Annotated in this window: 12 protein-coding genes and 4 tRNA genes; 1 reads left to right on the top strand and 15 read right to left on the bottom strand. The window is 51.5% G+C overall.

Annotated features, from left to right (window positions below; translation table 11 throughout):
* Positions 1 to 12 precede the first annotated feature (12 nt).
* From rpoC to EPIR_RS00770, 13 genes are all read right to left on the bottom strand, one after another.
* Entirely contained in the window at positions 13 to 4,236 is a 4,224-nt protein-coding gene (rpoC, locus tag EPIR_RS00830; protein WP_023653394.1) for a DNA-directed RNA polymerase subunit beta', read from the bottom strand.
* A gap of 85 nt (positions 4,237 to 4,321) precedes the next feature.
* Positions 4,322 to 8,350: a DNA-directed RNA polymerase subunit beta gene (gene rpoB / locus EPIR_RS00825; RefSeq protein WP_023653393.1), complete on the bottom strand. Its 4,029-nt coding sequence runs from the start codon at positions 8,348 to 8,350 to the stop codon at positions 4,322 to 4,324.
* A gap of 333 nt (positions 8,351 to 8,683) precedes the next feature.
* A complete protein-coding gene (rplL, locus tag EPIR_RS00820; RefSeq protein ID WP_004154989.1) occupies positions 8,684 to 9,049 on the bottom strand; it encodes a 50S ribosomal protein L7/L12 in 366 nt (121 codons plus the stop codon).
* 67 nt (positions 9,050 to 9,116) lie between these two features.
* Positions 9,117 to 9,620, bottom strand: a complete 504-nt coding sequence (gene rplJ, locus EPIR_RS00815; protein ID WP_012439923.1) for a 50S ribosomal protein L10 — start codon at positions 9,618 to 9,620, stop codon at positions 9,117 to 9,119.
* A 358-nt stretch (positions 9,621 to 9,978) separates the two neighbouring features.
* Positions 9,979 to 10,683, bottom strand: coding sequence for a 50S ribosomal protein L1 (gene rplA / locus EPIR_RS00810; RefSeq protein ID WP_023653392.1), 705 nt, complete (start codon positions 10,681 to 10,683; stop codon positions 9,979 to 9,981).
* A 3-nt stretch (positions 10,684 to 10,686) separates the two neighbouring features.
* Positions 10,687 to 11,115: a 50S ribosomal protein L11 gene (rplK, locus tag EPIR_RS00805; protein WP_023653391.1), complete on the bottom strand. Its 429-nt coding sequence runs from the start codon at positions 11,113 to 11,115 to the stop codon at positions 10,687 to 10,689.
* A gap of 193 nt (positions 11,116 to 11,308) precedes the next feature.
* Positions 11,309 to 11,854: a transcription termination/antitermination protein NusG gene (gene nusG / locus EPIR_RS00800; protein ID WP_012439920.1), complete on the bottom strand. Its 546-nt coding sequence runs from the start codon at positions 11,852 to 11,854 to the stop codon at positions 11,309 to 11,311.
* Between the two features lies 1 nt (position 11,855).
* The gene (gene secE, locus EPIR_RS00795) at positions 11,856 to 12,239 is read right to left on the bottom strand and encodes a preprotein translocase subunit SecE (RefSeq protein WP_014538449.1); all 384 of its coding nucleotides are present in this window, start codon (positions 12,237 to 12,239) and stop codon (positions 11,856 to 11,858) included.
* A 269-nt stretch (positions 12,240 to 12,508) separates the two neighbouring features.
* Positions 12,509 to 13,693, bottom strand: a complete 1,185-nt coding sequence (tuf, locus tag EPIR_RS00790; RefSeq protein ID WP_023653390.1) for an elongation factor Tu — start codon at positions 13,691 to 13,693, stop codon at positions 12,509 to 12,511.
* A 116-nt stretch (positions 13,694 to 13,809) separates the two neighbouring features.
* A tRNA-Thr gene (locus EPIR_RS00785) sits at positions 13,810 to 13,885 on the bottom strand.
* 6 nt (positions 13,886 to 13,891) lie between these two features.
* Positions 13,892 to 13,966 (bottom strand) — tRNA-Gly (locus EPIR_RS00780).
* Positions 13,967 to 14,179: 213 nt separating this feature from the next.
* Positions 14,180 to 14,264 (bottom strand) — tRNA-Tyr (locus EPIR_RS00775).
* A gap of 13 nt (positions 14,265 to 14,277) precedes the next feature.
* A tRNA-Thr gene (locus tag EPIR_RS00770) sits at positions 14,278 to 14,353 on the bottom strand.
* 482 nt (positions 14,354 to 14,835) lie between these two features.
* Between EPIR_RS00770 and coaA the strand changes: the two genes are divergently transcribed.
* Positions 14,836 to 15,786, top strand: coding sequence for a type I pantothenate kinase (coaA, locus tag EPIR_RS00765; protein WP_023653387.1), 951 nt, complete (start codon positions 14,836 to 14,838; stop codon positions 15,784 to 15,786).
* A gap of 26 nt (positions 15,787 to 15,812) precedes the next feature.
* Here coaA and birA read toward each other — a convergent pair whose 3' ends face one another.
* Positions 15,813 to 16,775 carry a bifunctional biotin--[acetyl-CoA-carboxylase] ligase/biotin operon repressor BirA gene (birA, locus tag EPIR_RS00760; protein ID WP_023653386.1) on the bottom strand — a complete coding sequence of 321 codons (963 nt, stop codon included), beginning with the start codon at positions 16,773 to 16,775 and terminating at the stop codon, positions 15,813 to 15,815.
* The gene (gene murB / locus EPIR_RS00755; RefSeq protein ID WP_023653385.1) at positions 16,772 to 17,809 is read right to left on the bottom strand and encodes a UDP-N-acetylmuramate dehydrogenase; all 1,038 of its coding nucleotides are present in this window, start codon (positions 17,807 to 17,809) and stop codon (positions 16,772 to 16,774) included. Before murB ends, birA begins: the two co-directional genes overlap by 4 nt.
* Positions 17,810 to 18,055 lie beyond the last annotated feature (246 nt).

Genomic DNA, 18,055 nt, shown 5'->3' with positions numbered 1-18,055 from the left:
CGCAGCTAACGATTACTCGTCGTCGCGACCACCGAGACCGGCGTTCAGCAACTCGGCCAGGCTGGCAGAAGCTTCATCCGCGGTGACCTGCGGAACGACTGGCGCTTCACCCGCTGCTTTACGACGCATACGATCCTGATGATAAGCGTAACCGGTACCGGCTGGGATCAGACGGCCAACGATAACGTTCTCTTTCAGGCCGCGCAGTTCGTCGCGTTTGCCCGCAACGGCTGCTTCGGTCAGTACGCGCGTGGTTTCCTGGAACGATGCCGCAGAGATAAACGACTCGGTTGCCAGGGAAGCCTTGGTAATACCCAGCAGGTCTCGTGCAAATGTTGCAGAGATTTTGCCGTTAACTTCCAGCTCGCGGTTAGCGATCTTAACGCGTGAGAATTCAACCTGCTCACCGTCGAGGAAGTCAGTGCTTCCTGCGCTGGCGATAGTGGCTTTACGCAGCATCTGACGCACGATAACTTCGATATGCTTATCGTTAATCTTAACGCCCTGCAGGCGGTAAACTTCCTGCACTTCGTTAGTGATATAACGCGTCACCGCATGCACGCCACGCAGACGCAGAATGTCATGTGGTGATTCTGGGCCATCGGAAACCACGTCACCACGCTCTACGCGTTCACCTTCGAACACGTTCAGCTGACGCCATTTCGGTATCATCTCTTCGTAATGATCGCTACCGTCGATCGGCGTGATCACCAGACGACGTTTCCCTTTGGTTTCTTTACCGAAGGAAATGATGCCGCTGATCTCAGCCAGGATTGCCGGCTCTTTCGGACGACGGGCTTCGAACAGGTCAGCAACGCGTGGCAGACCACCGGTAATATCCTTAGTACCGCCTGATTCCTGAGGAACACGCGCCAGGGTATCACCTGAACTGATCTTGATGCCATCTTCCAACTGGACAATCGCTTTACCCGGCAGGAAGTACTGAGCAGGCATATCGGAGCCTGGGATCATCACATCATTGCCGTTAGCATCAACGATTTTCAGGGCCGGACGCAGATCTTTACCACCGGCAGTACGTTCCGCACTGTCCAGAATAACCAGAGAGGAGAGACCGGTCAGGTCATCCGTCTGGCGGGTAATGGTCTGGCCATCAATCATGTCGGTGAAGCGAATGAAACCGCTCACTTCGGTGATAACCGGCATGGTGTGCGGGTCCCAGTTTGCGACGGTTTCGCCCGCTGCAACCTGCTCGCCGTCACCTTTCGCCATGGTAGAACCGTAAGGAACTTTATAGCTCTCTTTAGTACGACCAAATTCGTCGATCATTTTCAGCTCGGTGTTACGTGACGTAACGACCAGCTTGCCAGCGGAGTTGGTTACCGACTTGGCATTGATCAGCTTCAGCGTACCTTTGTTCTTCACCTGAATGCTGGATTCAGCAGCCGCACGTGATGCCGCACCACCGATGTGGAAGGTACGCATCGTCAGCTGTGTACCCGGCTCACCGATAGACTGTGCTGCGATAACGCCGATAGCCTCACCTTTGTTGATGATGTGGCCACGCGCCAGGTCACGACCGTAGCAGTGTGCGCACACGCCAAAGTCCGTTTCGCAACTTACTACGGAGCGGACTTTCAGGCTGTCAACAGAGTGCTCTTCCAACAGGTCACACTGCTGTTCGTGCAGCAGGGTGTTACGTGGCAGCAGGATGTCAGCAGTGCCCGGCTTGAGAACGTCTTCTGCGGTCACACGACCCAGTACGCGCTCACGCAGCGGCTCTTTCACGTCGCCACCTTCGATAACCGGAGTCATCATGATGCCTTCATGCGTACCACAGTCATCTTCAGTCACGACCAGATCCTGCGCGACGTCAACCAGACGACGAGTCAGATAACCGGAGTTTGCTGTTTTCAGTGCGGTATCCGCCAGACCTTTACGTGCACCGTGCGTGGAGATGAAGTACTGGAGTACGTTCAGACCTTCACGGAAGTTCGCGGTGATTGGCGTTTCGATGATGGAGCCATCTGGCTTCGCCATCAGACCACGCATACCTGCCAGCTGACGGATCTGCGCAGCAGAACCACGCGCACCGGAGTCGGCCATCATAAAGATGCTGTTGAAGGAAACCTGACGCTCTTCCACGCCGTCGCGGTTAATCACGACTTCGGTAGAAAGGTTTTCCATCATCGCTTTAGCAACGCGTTCGTTGGCCGCAGCCCAGATATCGATCACTTTGTTATAGCGTTCGCCAGCGGTAACCAAACCAGACTGGAACTGCTGCTGGATCTCGGCCACTTCCGCTTCCGCTTCGGTGATGATTTCCACTTTCTTCTCGGGGATAACCATGTCGTCGATACCAACAGACGCACCCGAGCGTGCCGCATAGGCAAAGCCGGTGTACATGGTCTGGTCAGCAAAGATAACGGTCGGTTTCAGCCCCAGGATGCGGTAACAGGTGTTCAGCATCTTGGAGATAGCTTTCTTACCCAGCGCCTGGTTGACGATAGAGTAAGGCAGACCTTTTGGCACGATCATCCACAGGATAGCGCGGCCAATGGTGGTATCGATGATGCTGGTCTTGGCAACCCACTCATCCTGCTCGTTTTTCTCGTGTTCGGTGATACGCACCTTAACGCGAGCGTGCAGCGAAGCGAGGCCAGCGCGGTAAACGCGTTCAGCTTCTTTCGGCCCGGTCAGTACCATGCCTTCGCCTTTGGCGTTAACACAGTCACGGGTCATATAGTACAGACCCAGTACAACGTCCTGAGAAGGAACGATGATTGGCTCACCGTTCGCAGGAGACAAGATGTTGTTGGTAGACATCATCAGCGCACGCGCTTCCAGCTGGGCTTCCAGCGTCAGCGGTACGTGAACAGCCATCTGGTCACCATCGAAGTCGGCGTTATAGGCCGCACAAACCAGCGGGTGCAGCTGGATCGCTTTACCTTCGATCAGTACCGGTTCAAACGCCTGGATACCCAAACGGTGCAGGGTTGGTGCACGGTTCAGCAGTACCGGGTGTTCGCGGATCACTTCATCCAGGATATCCCAGACGACGGATTCTTCGCGCTCAACCATTTTCTTGGCGGCTTTAATGGTGGTAGCAAGACCACGCAGTTCCAGCTTGCCGTAGATAAACGGTTTGAACAGCTCCAGCGCCATTTTCTTCGGCAGACCACACTGATGCAGACGCAGGTATGGACCTACGGTGATAACCGAACGACCGGAGTAGTCGACACGTTTACCCAGCAGGTTCTGACGGAAACGACCCTGCTTACCTTTGATCATATCGGCCAAAGATTTCAGAGGACGCTTGTTAGAACCGGTGATCGCACGACCGCGACGGCCGTTATCCAGCAGCGCATCGACCGCTTCCTGCAGCATACGTTTTTCGTTACGTACGATGATATCTGGCGCAGCCAGATCCAGCAGGCGTTTCAGACGGTTGTTACGGTTGATCACGCGACGATACAGATCGTTCAGATCCGATGTTGCGAAACGACCGCCGTCCAGCGGCACCAGCGGACGCAGATCCGGTGGCAGTACAGGCAGCACGGTCAGGATCATCCACTCTGGTTTGTTACCAGACTGTACGAACGCTTCCAGCAGCTTGATACGCTTGGTCAGTTTTTTACGCTTGGTTTCGGAGTTCGTTTCGTTCAACTCTTCACGCAGAGTTTCACATTCTTGCTCCAGATCCATGTTTTTCAACAAAGCCTGGATCGCTTCCGCACCCATTTTAGCGTCGAATTCATCACCAAACTCTTCCAGCGCGTCGAGATACTGCTCTTCAGTCAGGATCTGGCGCTTTTCGAGGTTGGTCATACCGCCTTCAATCACCACGTAAGACTCGAAGTACAGAACGCGTTCGATGTCACGCAGCGGCATATCCAGTAGCAAACCGATGCGCGAAGGCAGCGATTTCAGGAACCAGATGTGCGCAGTTGGCGAGGCCAGTTCAATGTGACCCATGCGCTCACGGCGAACTTTGGTCTGCGTGACTTCAACACCACACTTCTCACAGATGACACCGCGATGCTTCAGGCGCTTGTACTTACCGCACAGGCACTCATAATCTTTTACCGGCCCGAAAATACGCGCACAGAAAAGGCCGTCACGTTCAGGTTTGAACGTACGGTAGTTAATGGTTTCCGGCTTTTTAACTTCACCAAAAGACCATGAACGGATCATATCTGGTGATGCCAGAGCGATCTTGATCGCATCAAACTCTTCTGTCTTAGTTTGCGCTTTCAGAAACTTAAGTAAGTCTTTCACGGATTAGCTCCCGTCGGAGTGAGACTTCTCAGAGACGCCCGGAGTGACCCGGGCGCCCTGTAACCAGTACAGCAGATGCGAGTAATTACTCGTCTTCCAGCTCGATGTTGATACCCAGCGAACGGATCTCTTTCAACAGTACGTTGAAGGATTCCGGCATGCCCGGTTCCATCTGATGGTTACCGTCGACGATGTTTTTATACATCTTCGTACGGCCATTAACGTCATCAGACTTCACGGTCAACATTTCCTGTAGGGTATACGCGGCACCGTATGCTTCCAGTGCCCACACTTCCATCTCACCGAAGCGCTGACCACCGAACTGCGCTTTACCACCCAGCGGCTGCTGGGTAACAAGGCTGTAGGAACCGGTAGAACGTGCATGCATTTTGTCATCAACCAAGTGGTTCAGTTTCAGCATATACATGTAGCCAACGGTAACCTGACGTTCGAACTGCTCACCGGTACGACCATCGAACAGGGTGATCTGACCGGAAGAAGGCAGGCCGCCAAGCTGTAACAGCTCTTTGATTTCGCTCTCTTTCGCACCATCAAACACCGGAGTGGCGATTGGCATACCTTTCTTCAGGTTTTCCGCCAGACGCAGCACTTCGTCGTCGGTGAAGGTGTTCAGGTCAACTTTCTGGCGCACATCGGTACCCAGATCGTAAGCACGCTGAATAAACTCACGCAGCTTGGACACTTCTTCCTGCTTCTTAAGCATGGCGTTGATTTTCTCGCCAATGCCCTTCGCAGCCATACCCAGGTGGGTTTCAAGAATCTGACCGATGTTCATACGTGATGGTACGCCCAGCGGGTTGAGTACGATATCGACCGGCGTACCGTTCTCATCGTAAGGCATATCTTCGATCGGGTTGATCTTGGAGATAACACCTTTGTTCCCGTGACGACCTGCCATTTTGTCACCAGGCTGAATCTGACGTTTAACGGCCAGATACACTTTAACGATTTTCAGCACGCCTGGTGCCAGGTCATCGCCCTGGGTGATTTTGCGGCGCTTGGCGTCGAGTTTTTTCTCAAACTCGTGCTTCAGCTCGTCGTACTGCTCGGCCAGCTGTTCCAGCTGGTTTTGCTTATCTTCGTCGGTCAGGCCCAGTTCCAGCCAGCGCTCACGTGGAAGCTTATCCAGTTTTTCCGCTTCAATACCGCCAGAAACCAGCAGGTAGTTAATACGGCTGAACAGGCCAGCTTCGAGGATCTGCAATTCTTCAGACAGGTCTTTCTTCGCCTGCTTCAGCTGCATCTCTTCGATTTCCAGCGCGCGCTTGTCTTTTTCCACACCGTCACGGGTGAAGACCTGAACGTCGATAACGGTACCTGAAACGCCGTTCGGTACGCGCAGAGAAGAGTCTTTAACGTCAGACGCTTTCTCGCCGAAAATAGCACGCAGCAGTTTCTCTTCTGGCGTCAGCTGGGTTTCACCTTTCGGTGTAACCTTACCAACCAGAATGTCGCCGCCGGTCACTTCAGCACCGATATACACGATACCGGACTCATCCAGCTTGGAGAGCGCAGCTTCACCCACGTTCGGGATATCAGCAGTGATCTCTTCCGGCCCCAGCTTGGTGTCACGCGACACGCACGCCAGTTCCTGAATGTGGATAGTGGTGAAGCGATCTTCCTGAACCACGCGCTCGGAGACTAAGATGGAGTCTTCGAAGTTGTAGCCGTTCCAAGGCATGAATGCCACGCGCATGTTCTGGCCGAGAGCCAGTTCGCCGAGATCCGTTGAAGGACCATCAGCCAGCACGTCACCGCGTTCAATCGGTTCGCCCAGGTTGACACACGGCATCTGGTTGATGCAGGTGTTCTGGTTAGAACGGGTGTACTTGGTCAGGTTGTAAATATCGATACCGGCTTCGCCAGCGTGCATTTCGTCTTCGTTAACTTTGATAACGATACGTGATGCATCCACGTACTGAACGGTACCACCACGTTTCGCTACGGCAGTGACGCCGGAGTCAACCGCTACCGCGCGCTCCATACCGGTTCCTACCAGCGGCTTATCAGCGCGCAGAGTAGGTACCGCCTGACGTTGCATGTTTGCACCCATCAATGCGCGGTTGGCGTCATCGTGCTCCAGGAACGGGATCAGTGACGCACCGACGGAAACCACCTGTTGGGTGGAAACGTCCATGTAGTCAACCTGATCGCGGCTGAACAGGCTCGATTCGCCTTTGCTACGGCAGGTCACCAGATCGTCAACGAAGTGACCTTCGTCGTCCAGATTGGTGTTGGCCTGAGCGATAACGTAGTTACCCTCTTCAATAGCAGAGAGGTAATGAATTTCGTCGGTCACCACGCCATCGCGCACGCGACGGTATGGGGTTTCCAGGAAACCGTACTCGTTGGTCTGTGCATAGACAGACAAGGAGTTGATCAGACCGATGTTTGGACCTTCTGGCGTTTCGATTGGACATACGCGACCGTAGTGAGTCGGGTGTACGTCTCGTACTTCGAAGCCTGCACGCTCACGCGTCAGACCGCCTGGGCCCAGAGCAGAGATACGGCGTTTGTGCGTAATCTCAGACAGCGGGTTGTTCTGGTCCATAAACTGTGACAGCTGGCTGGAACCGAAGAACTCTTTCACTGCCGCAGAAATTGGCTTGGCGTTGATCATATCCTGAGGCATCAGGGTATCCAGATCGCCCAGAGACAGACGCTCTTTCACCGCACGTTCTACGCGCACCAGGCCAACACGGAACTGGTTCTCGGCCATTTCGCCAACGGAACGGATACGACGGTTGCCGAGGTGATCGATATCATCCACTTCGCCAATACCGTTACGGATACCGATGAGCTTCTTCATCACCTGAATGATGTCGTCTTTGCTCAGGATACCGGAACCTTCGATCTCGTCACGCAGCAGAGAACGGTTGAACTTCATGCGACCAACCGCAGACAGATCGTAGCGGTCTTCAGAGAAGAACAGGTTCTCAAACAGGTTTTCAGCCGCTTCACGCGTTGGTGGTTCACCAGGACGCATCATGCGATAGATCTCAACCAGTGCGCTCAGGCGATCGCTGGTTGGGTCGACGCGTACGGTCTCAGAGATGTACGGGCCGTGATCCAGGTCATTGGTGAACAGCGTTTCGATGCGCTTATGGCCTGACTGGCTTAGTTTGGCCAGCAGATCCAGCGACAGCTCCATGTTTGCAGCAATCAGCAGCTCACCGGTGCTCTCGTCGATATAGTCTTTAGCAACAACTTTGCCTGCGATGTACTCAACCGGAACTTCGATATGAGCAACAGCATCTTTTTCCAGCTGGCGAATATGACGCGCGGTAATGCGACGACCTTTTTCCACGTAAACGGTGCCGTTCGACTCAATGTCGAATGACGCAGTTTCACCACGCAGACGCTCCGGAACCAGCTCCATCTGTAGCTTGTTGTCGCGGATCTGGTAAACCACTTTCTCAAAGAACAGGTCAAGGATCTGCTCAGTGGTATAGCTCAGCGCACGCAGAATGATGGTCGCTGGCAGTTTACGGCGACGGTCAATACGGACGAACAGGTTGTCTTTCGGGTCAAACTCGAAGTCCAACCATGAACCACGGTAAGGGATGATACGTGCGTTATACAGCACTTTACCCGATGAGTGGGTTTTACCCTTATCGCTGTCGAAGAACACACCAGGACTACGATGCAGCTGAGAAACGATAACGCGTTCTGTACCATTGATGACAAAGGTACCGTTATCGGTCATGAGTGGAATTTCACCCATGTATACTTCTTGTTCTTTGATGTCTTTAACCGTGCCTTCCGGCGCTTCGCGCTCGTAGATCACCAAGCGCAGCTTAACGCGCAGAGGGGCAGAGAACGTGACGCCACGAATCTGACACTCTTTAACATCAAATACAGGTTCGCCTAAACGGTAGCTGACGTACTGCAGCTCAGAATTACCGCTATAGCTTTGGATCGGGAACACGGAACGGAATGCCGCTTCCAGTCCATGTTGACCTTCCGGATCTTGCTCGATGAACTTCTGGAACGAGTCAAGCTGGATAGAAAGGAGATATGGAATGTCCAGAACTTGTGGACGTTTGCCAAAATCCTTACGAATACGTTTTTTCTCGGTATAGGAGTAAACCATGGGGTTCCTCAGCTCGCTGAAAAGTAGAACCTTTCTGTCCGTCCAGCGGGGACAGTTCATGCAACGCTGTTTTGTATAGTGCGAAGGGCAGACGCCTTTCGTAATACCTCTTTCTATCACGCTTAAATCATTTCATTGCCGTTGTCTGGGCAGGGAACCCATGCAGGAGGGCAGTATATTAAGTCGTCGATAGAGAAAGATATTAAGCTAATCAATGACTAAACAGTGTGAAAGATCATTGATGCTGTAGAGCGCAAAAAGGCTGGTGACCAAAAAGTCACCAGCCATCAGCCTGGTACAAACTACGAACAGGCTGCAACCTGAAAGGTTGGCTTATTTAACTTCAACTTCTGCGCCAGCTTCTTCCAGTACTTTCTTCAGTGCTTCTGCGTCGTCTTTGCTGATGCCTTCTTTCAGGGCAGCAGGTGCAGACTCAACCAGATCTTTAGCTTCTTTCAGGCCCAGACCAGTTGCGCCACGTACTGCTTTGATCACGGCAACTTTGTTAGCGCCGATAGCTTTCAGTACCACGTCGAACTCGGTTTTCTCTTCTACAGCTTCAGCAGCAGCAGCAGGACCTGCAACAGCAGCAGCAGCTGACACGCCGAATTTCTCTTCCATAGCGGAGATCAGTTCAACGATTTCCATTACAGACAGAGCTGCAACGCCTTCAATGATTTGGTCTTTAGTAATTGACATTTCGTGTTCCTAAATTCAGAAAGTAATTTGTACGTAAGCAAGTGAACGGAAAAGAAAGGCCTGCTGATTAAGCAGCAGTAGCTTCTTTCTGATCGCGTACAGCAGCCAGAGTGCGAACCAGTTTGCCGGCAGCGGCTTCTTTCATGGTTGCCATCAGGCGTGCGATTGCTTCATCGTAAGTAGGCAGAGTTGCCAGGCGGTCGATCTGAGCCGCACTGATCAGCTCGCCTTCAAAGGCTGCAGCTTTAACCTCGAATTTTGCATTCGCTTTCGCGAACTCTTTGAACAGACGAGCAGCAGCGCCCGGGTGTTCCATAGAGTATGCAATCAAGGTTGGACCGGTTAACGTGTCTTTCAGGCACTCAAACTGAGTACCTTCAACGACGCGGCGCAGCAGGGTGTTACGAACAACACGCATGTATACGCCAGCTTCACGACCTGCTTTACGCAGTTCGGTCATTTTATCTACGGTAACGCCACGAGAATCCGCAACTACCGCAGACAGCGCGCCTTTGGCTACTTCGCTGACTTCAGCAACAATCGCTTGTTTGTCTTGAAGATTTAAGGCCATTAGCTTGTGCTCCTGGATTTTTGGCCGGGGATGGATTTCCCCGGAACTCACTTCACCTGAACCCTGTTGCCAGAGACAGGCGCTAAAACACGGTGAGCAGAATCCAGCAAAGACTATTAAAATATTCTTTTGGTTCTGTCACCGTCTACGCAGGAGATTAAGCTTCAAGTTAATGAAACACCTGCGGTCTTGGACGGAGGCCTGGATAAGGCCAGGCTCCAACCTAAAAATTCTTGCTAATCTTCAGCCTTCGAACACTGCATAAGGCAGTCTGAACGGCTTGATTAGGCACTCTGTGTCTTAACAGAGCAACGGGCGTAAGATTCTAGGGGAAAAATACGCCCGCGTAAAGCACAGATTAAGCAACAGCAGCGCTCAGGCCAGCCTGATCAACTGCAACACCCGCACCCATCGTGGTGGAGATGCTGACTTTCTTAATGAAAACGCCTTTCGCCTGAGAAGGTTTCGCTTTTTTCAGCGCAACCAGCAGGGATTCGAGGTTTTCTTTCAGTTTATCTGTGTCGAAATCAACCTTACCGATAGTGGTATGGATGATGCCGTTTTTGTCGTTACGATAACGAACCTGACCGGCTTTAGCGTTTTTCACAGCTTCAGCAACGTTAGGGGTTACGGTTCCAACTTTCGGGTTTGGCATCAGACCGCGTGGGCCGAGAACCTGACCCAGCTGGCCAACAACGCGCATTGCATCTGGAGATGCAATCACAACGTCGAAGTTCATTTCGCCTTTTTTGATCTGGTCAGCCAGATCTTCCATACCTACCAGTTCAGCGCCGGCTGCTTTAGCAGCTTCAGCGTTTGCGCCCTGGGCGAATACGGCAACGCGAACAGAACGGCCAGTACCGTGTGGCAGTACAGTTGCACCGCGTACGTTCTGGTCAGATTTACGGGCATCAATCCCGAGGTTTACCGCTACGTCAACGCTTTCTACGAACTTGGCAGTAGCCAGTTCTTTCAGCAGAGCAACAGCTTCGTTGATGTCATACTGTTTAGTTGCATCAACTTTGTCACGGATCACGCGCATGCGCTTGGTCAGCTTAGCCATTTCTTAGTCCTCTACTACCAGGCCCATGGAACGAGCAGTACCTTCAATTGAGCGAGTCATCGCTTCAATATCAGCACCAGTCATGTCCGCAGCTTTGGTTTCTGCGATTTCGCGTACCTGAGCATGCGATACTTTACCTACTTTGTCTTTGTTCGGCTTGCCAGAACCAGACTTAATACCAGCCGCTTTCTTCAGCAGTACTGCTGCAGGAGGGGTTTTGGTAACGAAGGTGAAAGAACGGTCAGAATAAACGGTGATGACGACTGGAGTCGGCAGACCTTTCTCAAGGGATTCTGTTTTGGCGTTGAACGCTTTACAGAACTCCATGATGTTAACGCCTTGCTGACCCAGAGCCGGACCTACCGGAGGACTCGGGTTTGCCATACCAGCTGCAACCTGCAACTTAACGTAGGCTTGTACTTTCTTAGCCATGATAATTCCTCTATTGGGTGATAACGCTCCTGGAGGAGCTCCCCGTGATTAATATTCACACGCTGCAATAGCGCATAAAAACAAAAGGCGCGAAATTATATTGCAATTTCGCGCCTCTCGCAACCACCCGATGACGGGCAGTTGATTTTTTTTATGCCACTGACCGTTTAGCAGTCAGAGCACGTCAGGGTCATTAACCCTTTTCCACCTGACCGAAGTCCAACTCAACCGGTGTTGCACGGCCAAAGATGGAGACAGACACTTTCAGGCGGCTTTTCTCGTAGTCGACTTCTTCCACCACGCCGTTAAAGTCGGCAAACGGACCGTCGTTAACGCGAACCATTTCACCTGGTTCAAACAGGGTTTTCGGACGTGGTTTATCCCCAACCTGCTGCAGGCGGTTCATGATTGCGTCAACTTCTTTGTCGCTGATCGGTGCCGGGCGATCGGAGGTGCCACCGATAAAGCCCATGACACGCGGTACGCTGCGTACAAGGTGCCAGCTGGCGTCATTCATCACCATCTGAACCAGCACGTATCCGGGGAAGAACTTACGCTCGCTTTTGCGGCGCTGGCCACCACGGATCTCAACCACTTCTTCGGTGGGAACCATGACGTCGCCAAACAGCTCTTCCATATTATGTAACTTGATATGCTCGCGCAGCGACTGAGCTACGCGGCCTTCAAAACCGGAAAACGCCTGAACGACGTACCAGCGCTTTTTTGGAGCTTCAGACATCTCAGAACCTCAGGCCAGTGATAAACGATACCAGGCGGACCAGAATACCATCCAGCCCCCACAAAATCAGTGACATCACGGCGGTTACCGCGGCAACGATTAGCGTGGTGTGCAACGTTTCCTGACGAGTAGGCCAGACGACCTTACGCACTTCTGTACGTGCTTCACGGGCGAAAGCCAACGTTGCTTTACCTTTGACGGTCAGCAGGGCAAGGCCAGCTGCTGCAGCCATCAGGACTACGACAGCCAGAGCACGCAGCGGTAATGTAACATCGCGATACCAGGAGTTGCCGGCAACAGCGGCCACCAGAAGCACCACCACACCTAACCACTTCAATACTTCCAGGCCGCGCCCGTTTCCTTGAGCTTGTGTATTAGCACTCATAAACCAACCTGCCACAATAAATCAGAAACACTTTTGCCTCGTAAAACGAGGCAACCGAACCGAATGATGCTGTTAGGCTTAACTCGGCATATCCTTTAATTCCAAGCCGTAGCTTGAAAACTATTGGCTTTACGCCGTGCTACAGAGCCTGCCTCAGCAATGATTATGGTCGAAAAAATCACTGATGAGTCAGGTTCTATGTTACAGCGTGCAAAAAGGGCATCAAATGATGCCCTTTTCGTGTGCATTGCGTCAAATATTATCAGCGATTAAGCGATAACTTTAGCAACAACACCCGCACCAACGGTACGACCACCTTCACGGATGGCGAAACGCAGACCGTCATCCATTGCGATTGGGTGGATCAGGGTAACAACCATCTGAATGTTGTCACCAGGCATCACCATCTCAACGCCTTCTGGCAGTTCGATAGTACCGGTCACATCAGTTGTACGGAAGTAGAACTGTGGACGGTAGCCTTTGAAGAACGGAGTATGACGGCCGCCTTCGTCTTTAGACAGAATATAAACTTCTGACTCGAACTTGGTGTGTGGCTTGATGGTGCCTGGCTTAGCCAGAACCTGTCCACGCTGGATATCTTCGCGCTTGATACCGCGCAGCAGGATACCACAGTTCTCACCCGCACGGCCTTCGTCCAGCAGCTTACGGAACATTTCAACGCCGGTACAGGTTGATTTCACGGTATCTTTGATACCAACGATTTCAACTTCTTCACCAACTTTAACGATACCGCGCTCTACACGACCGGTAACAACAGTACCACGGCCGGAGATGGAGAATACGTCTTCGATTGGCAGCAGGAACGGCTTGTCAATCGCGCGCTCTGGCTCTGGGATGTAGTTATCCAGGTGACCAGCCAGTTCAACGATCTTAGCTTCCCACTCTGCTTCGCCCTGCAGTGCTTTCAGCGCAGAACCACGTACGATTGGGGTGTCGTCGCCAGGGAAGTCGTACTGCGTCAGCAGATCACGTACTTCCATCTCAACCAGTTCCAGCAGCTCTTCATCATCAACCATGTCACACTTGTTCAGGAACACGATGATGAATGGAACGCCAACCTGACGACCCAGCAGGATGTGCTCACGGGTCTGAGGCATTGGGCCGTCAGTCGCAGCAACAACCAGGATCGCGCCGTCCATCTGCGCAGCACCGGTGATCATGTTTTTCACATAGTCGGCGTGGCCTGGGCAGTCAACGTGCGCGTAGTGGCGAGTTGGGGTGTCGTATTCAACGTGAGAAGTGTTGATGGTGATACCGCGCGCTTTTTCTTCCGGTGCGTTATCGATCTGGTCGAATGCACGAGCAGAGCCGCCGAAGGTTTTAGCCAGAACGGTGGTGATAGCAGCAGTCAGGGTAGTTTTGCCGTGGTCAACGTGGCCGATAGTACCAACGTTGACGTGCGGTTTGGAACGTTCAAATTTTTCTTTAGACATCGCTTGTCCCTCTAAGACACGGATTAATCGGTGATATCACCACATCAACCAGGCATCGCCTGAATAGTTGAATTGTTTAAACTAGAGAAAAGAAGCAGGGAGGGAGATTTTGAAAGTGGTGCTGATACCCAGAGTCGAACTGGGGACCTCACCCTTACCAAGGGTGCGCTCTACCAACTGAGCCATATCAGCACGGCTTGGAGCGGGCAGCGGGAATCGAACCCGCATCATCAGCTTGGAAGGCTGAGGTAATAGCCATTATACGATGCCCGCATCCTGGAACTCGGCTACCTGTTCTATCTGTAGCTTGTGAATAACAAAGAATATGTTTCTTCGTTACTCAAGCCACCATGCTTTTGCCTGATGACCCTGACTGTGCTTGAGCTCAGTCTAAATCTTGATAAGCATACCTGCTGGAGGTAGCTATCTTTTCCAGTTGAGTGATTGCTCTCTCTTCTGGTCTCAACTCAAAACGCTGAGTCGAAATGGTGGTGGGAGAAGGATTCGAACCTTCGAAGTCGATGACGGCAGATTTACAGTCTGCTCCCTTTGGCCGCTCGGGAATCCCACCTGGGGGTACTTGATGGTGCCGGCTACCGGAATCGAACTGGTGACCTACTGATTACAAGTCAGTTGCTCTACCAACTGAGCTAAGCCGGCATCAAGTGGTGCGCATTCTAGAAAGACCTGAGCTGGTATGCAACAAAAAAATTGCGATATTTGTTCTTACGCTCACTATTTATGCAATACGTATGAAAACACCGCACCCAATGGGAAAATCCGTTTAAATAATCGCCGAGTCTGCCCGATCGTTTACAGCAAGATTAACGGGTGCAAGATAAAGCACATCGTCCAGATGCGTTTCACTAAGATAAATTTTTAGCTTCTTTTTATCCATTGCGGCAAAGATAAAGCTCAACCCGTTTATGCTTTCGATTACCAGCAAAAATGCGCATTAATGCGGGTGCGCTTACGTTTGTCACTGCAAGGCATATTTTTCCTTCTTTTTCCTGCCCGTGTGGTGGTAACCTCCGCCCATCGTTTTATCAAATTCCCTTCGTGCTTAACTTTGCGGCGATCAATCTTGCTGCTACATAACGGGCTATCTTTGGAAGGGTAAAATCGCTAACAGAAGCAGGCTTATGAGCAAAAAAGACTCCCTGTTAACCACACCTTATCTGCAGTTCAATCGCACCCAATGGGCCGCACTGCGTGATTCGGTGCCCATGACCCTTTCTGAGGACGAAATTGCGCAGCTGAAAGGTATCAACGAAGATCTTTCGATAGAAGAAGTGGCGGAGATCTACCTCCCTCTTTCTCGTCTCCTGAATTTTTATATCAGCTCTAATTTACGACGTCAGGCAGTCCTTGAGCAGTTTCTTGGTACTAATGGACAGAAAATTCCCTATATCATCAGTATTGCAGGGAGCGTTGCCGTCGGAAAAAGCACTACAGCGCGTGTCCTACAGGCATTACTGAGCCGTTGGCCGGAACATCGGCGCGTTGAATTGATCACCACTGACGGTTTTTTGCATCCAAATTCCGTGCTCAAAGAACGCGGCCTGATGAAGAAGAAGGGCTTTCCCCTCTCCTACGATATGCACCGTCTGGTAAACTTCGTTTCAGACTTGAAATCTGGCGCCGATCATGTCACCGCCCCGGTTTATTCCCATCTCATTTATGATGTTATTCCTGAAGGGGACAAAATCGTTCAGCAGCCTGATATTCTGATCCTCGAAGGGCTGAATGTGTTACAAAGCGGAATGGATTATCCCCATGATCCTCATCACGTTTTTGTCTCTGATTTCGTGGATTTTTCGATTTATGTCGACGCGCCGGAAGATTTACTGGAACACTGGTACATCAATCGTTTTCTCAAATTCCGTCAAGGCGCATTTACCGATCCCGATTCCTATTTCCATCATTACGCGCAGCTGCCTGAGGACGAGGCGGTGGGTGTGGCGAGTCAGCTATGGAATGAAATCAATTACAGGAATCTGAAAGAAAATATTCTGCCTACGCGCGAACGCGCCAGCCTGATTATGACGAAAAGCTCCGGTCATGCGGTCGATCTTGTCCGATTAAGGAAGTAAGCCGAGAGGGGCACAGCCCCTCTCCGTCAGCTTTGTGGCCGGAGCGAAATTTCCCCACCAACCCAAGACTTAGAGATGCCATCCTGTTCCAGTATCAAACCACCCTGCTGATCGATCCCTCTGGCAATACCATTAATTTCCCGATCGCCGATCAACAGTTTTACCGGACGATCGATAAAGTTATCTAATGCAGCCCAGCGCTCAATAAATGCTGTCAGCCCATCCTGTTCAAATTGCGCCAGCGCTGTACGCATCTTGTTAACAATCAATGCAGTAAGGGCATTACGATCCACATTGCATCCCGCTTCATGTAGATTAATCCACCCCTGATTGATCACATCCTGCGCCGGAGCCCGCATCGCCAGGTTAATCCCCGCACCTATCACGATTTGCGCAGCATCCCCGGTTTTCCCCGTAAGTTCGACGAGAATGCCAGCCAACTTGCGATCGTGCAGGTAGATGTCATTGGGCCATTTCACCCTGATATCTGGCGCACCCTGTTGCTGAAGTGCTTCAGCGATAACAATGCCGATAATCAAACTCAGGCCCATCGCCGCTGCAGGTCCCTGCTCCAAGCGCCAGTACATTGATAAATACAGGTTAGAGCCAAAAGGAGAGAACCACTGCCGTCCGCGTCTGCCTCGTCCCGCCTGCTGGTACTCAGCCACACAGGCGTCCCCAGATTGAAGGCTGGCCATTCTGTCCAGTAAATACTGGTTAGTAGAGTCAATAACCGGGATCACCGCAAGTCTGGCCTCCTCAAGACCTGCGTTAATCGCTCCCTCATCCAGCAGCTGCATGGCATTGGGAAGGCTATAGCCTTTGCCAGTGACGGTGAAGACATCAATTCCCCACTCTTTTAATGTCTGAACATGCTTATTAATTGCTGCACGACTCATGCCCATTTGCTCACCAAGCTGCTCACCTGAATGGAATTCACCATCGGCCAGAATGTGGATCAGCTTTAACGGTACAGTATTGTCTTTCATGCAATAGCCTCTACAGCATCTGTTTCGCCCTGTGAATCAATAAAACGCACTTCAGGTTCGAGCCATACATTAAACTTCTCAGCCACGCGCTGACGTACGGTGCGCGCCAGATCGACAATATCCTGCCCACTGGCAGTACCCGTGTTGATCAACACCAGTGCTTGCTTTTCATGTACTGCTGCGCCACCAATTCGAAGCCCTTTCAGCGAGCAGCGTTCAATCAGCCAACCAGCGGCGAGTTTCACCTCACCACTCTTTTGTGGATATTGAGGAATATCAGGATACTGGGTATGCAGTTCAGCAGCAATTGTTGCACTCACTAGCGGATTTTTGAAGAAACTACCGGCATTACCCGTGATGTCAGGATCGGGCAGTTTGCTACGACGCATTTGGCAAACGGCATCAAATACCTGTTTAGGCGTAACAACAAGAGGGTCAAGATTGCGTAAATCTCCATAGCTCAGTACGGGCCGCCAATTCTTGTTAAGCTTTAATCCTACGGCAACAATGGCGTAGCCTTCACGGTAATGATGCTTGAACACGCTATCGCGATAGCCAAACTGGCATTCAGCTGCACTCAACCGCTGGCATACGCCATCATCAAGAGAGACGATATCCACGTACTCACATACTTGCTCCAGCTCGACACCATAAGCGCCAATGTTCTGAATGGGGGCAGAACCTACACATCCCGGGATAAGTGCCAGATTCTCAAGCCCGGCAAGCCCTTTATCCAGCGTGGTTTCCACCAGTTGATGCCAGTTTTCTCCGGCTCCGGCATGCAATAACCACGCATCGGTCGTTTCTGAAATGCTGATGCCCTTAATACGGTTAATCAGCACCTGTCCATTAAAATCATGCAGAAACAGTACGTTGCTTCCTTTGCCCAATAGCAGTATCGGCTCTTTTTGATGCACGCTTTGCTGCCAGCACCGGCAAAGTGCTTCTATGCTGTGTGCCACAGTAATTCTGTTGGCATAAGCATCAATACCGAAGGTATTCCAGGGTTTAAGTGAATATTGCTGGCGGGACATAATGCAACCTTTGCGGATTAAACTATCGAATAGTGTACCCGATTCGTATGCAACGAGTTGAGGACTTTCAGCAAGGGATAACGAGCAAATCATACAAATATGTCTGAACAGCACTGATTTGAAATAGCAGAAAGGGGAAAAACCGTCGGGGCAGGTAAACATCAACAAAGCTCATTGATTTGGCACGAGATCTGTTGATATTTTAAACGCAAAAAGGCCACCCCGAAGGATGGCCTTTTGCTTTAT

It is taken from the genome of Erwinia piriflorinigrans CFBP 5888, from assembly GCF_001050515.1.
GTDB classification, from domain to species: domain Bacteria; phylum Pseudomonadota; class Gammaproteobacteria; order Enterobacterales; family Enterobacteriaceae; genus Erwinia; species Erwinia piriflorinigrans.
The sequence above is the reverse complement of the archived record's forward strand: the minus strand, read 5'-3'. Positions and strand labels throughout refer to the sequence as shown.

What these genes read in the sequence shown, in the direction of transcription:
- birA (WP_023653386.1), bottom strand. Translation starts at nt 16,775, where the DNA reads ATGAAAGACAATACTGTACCGTTAAAGCTGATCCACATTCTGGCCGAT.
- rplK (WP_023653391.1), bottom strand. Translation starts at nt 11,115, where the DNA reads ATGGCTAAGAAAGTACAAGCCTACGTTAAGTTGCAGGTTGCAGCTGGT.
- tuf (WP_023653390.1), bottom strand. Translation starts at nt 13,693, where the DNA reads ATGTCTAAAGAAAAATTTGAACGTTCCAAACCGCACGTCAACGTTGGT.
- coaA (WP_023653387.1), top strand. Translation starts at nt 14,836, where the DNA reads ATGAGCAAAAAAGACTCCCTGTTAACCACACCTTATCTGCAGTTCAAT.
- nusG (WP_012439920.1), bottom strand. Translation starts at nt 11,854, where the DNA reads ATGTCTGAAGCTCCAAAAAAGCGCTGGTACGTCGTTCAGGCGTTTTCC.
- secE (WP_014538449.1), bottom strand. Translation starts at nt 12,239, where the DNA reads ATGAGTGCTAATACACAAGCTCAAGGAAACGGGCGCGGCCTGGAAGTA.
- rplL (WP_004154989.1), bottom strand. Translation starts at nt 9,049, where the DNA reads ATGTCAATTACTAAAGACCAAATCATTGAAGGCGTTGCAGCTCTGTCT.
- murB (WP_023653385.1), bottom strand. Translation starts at nt 17,809, where the DNA reads ATGTCCCGCCAGCAATATTCACTTAAACCCTGGAATACCTTCGGTATT.
- rpoB (WP_023653393.1), bottom strand. Translation starts at nt 8,350, where the DNA reads ATGGTTTACTCCTATACCGAGAAAAAACGTATTCGTAAGGATTTTGGC.
- rplA (WP_023653392.1), bottom strand. Translation starts at nt 10,683, where the DNA reads ATGGCTAAGCTGACCAAGCGCATGCGCGTGATCCGTGACAAAGTTGAT.
- rplJ (WP_012439923.1), bottom strand. Translation starts at nt 9,620, where the DNA reads ATGGCCTTAAATCTTCAAGACAAACAAGCGATTGTTGCTGAAGTCAGC.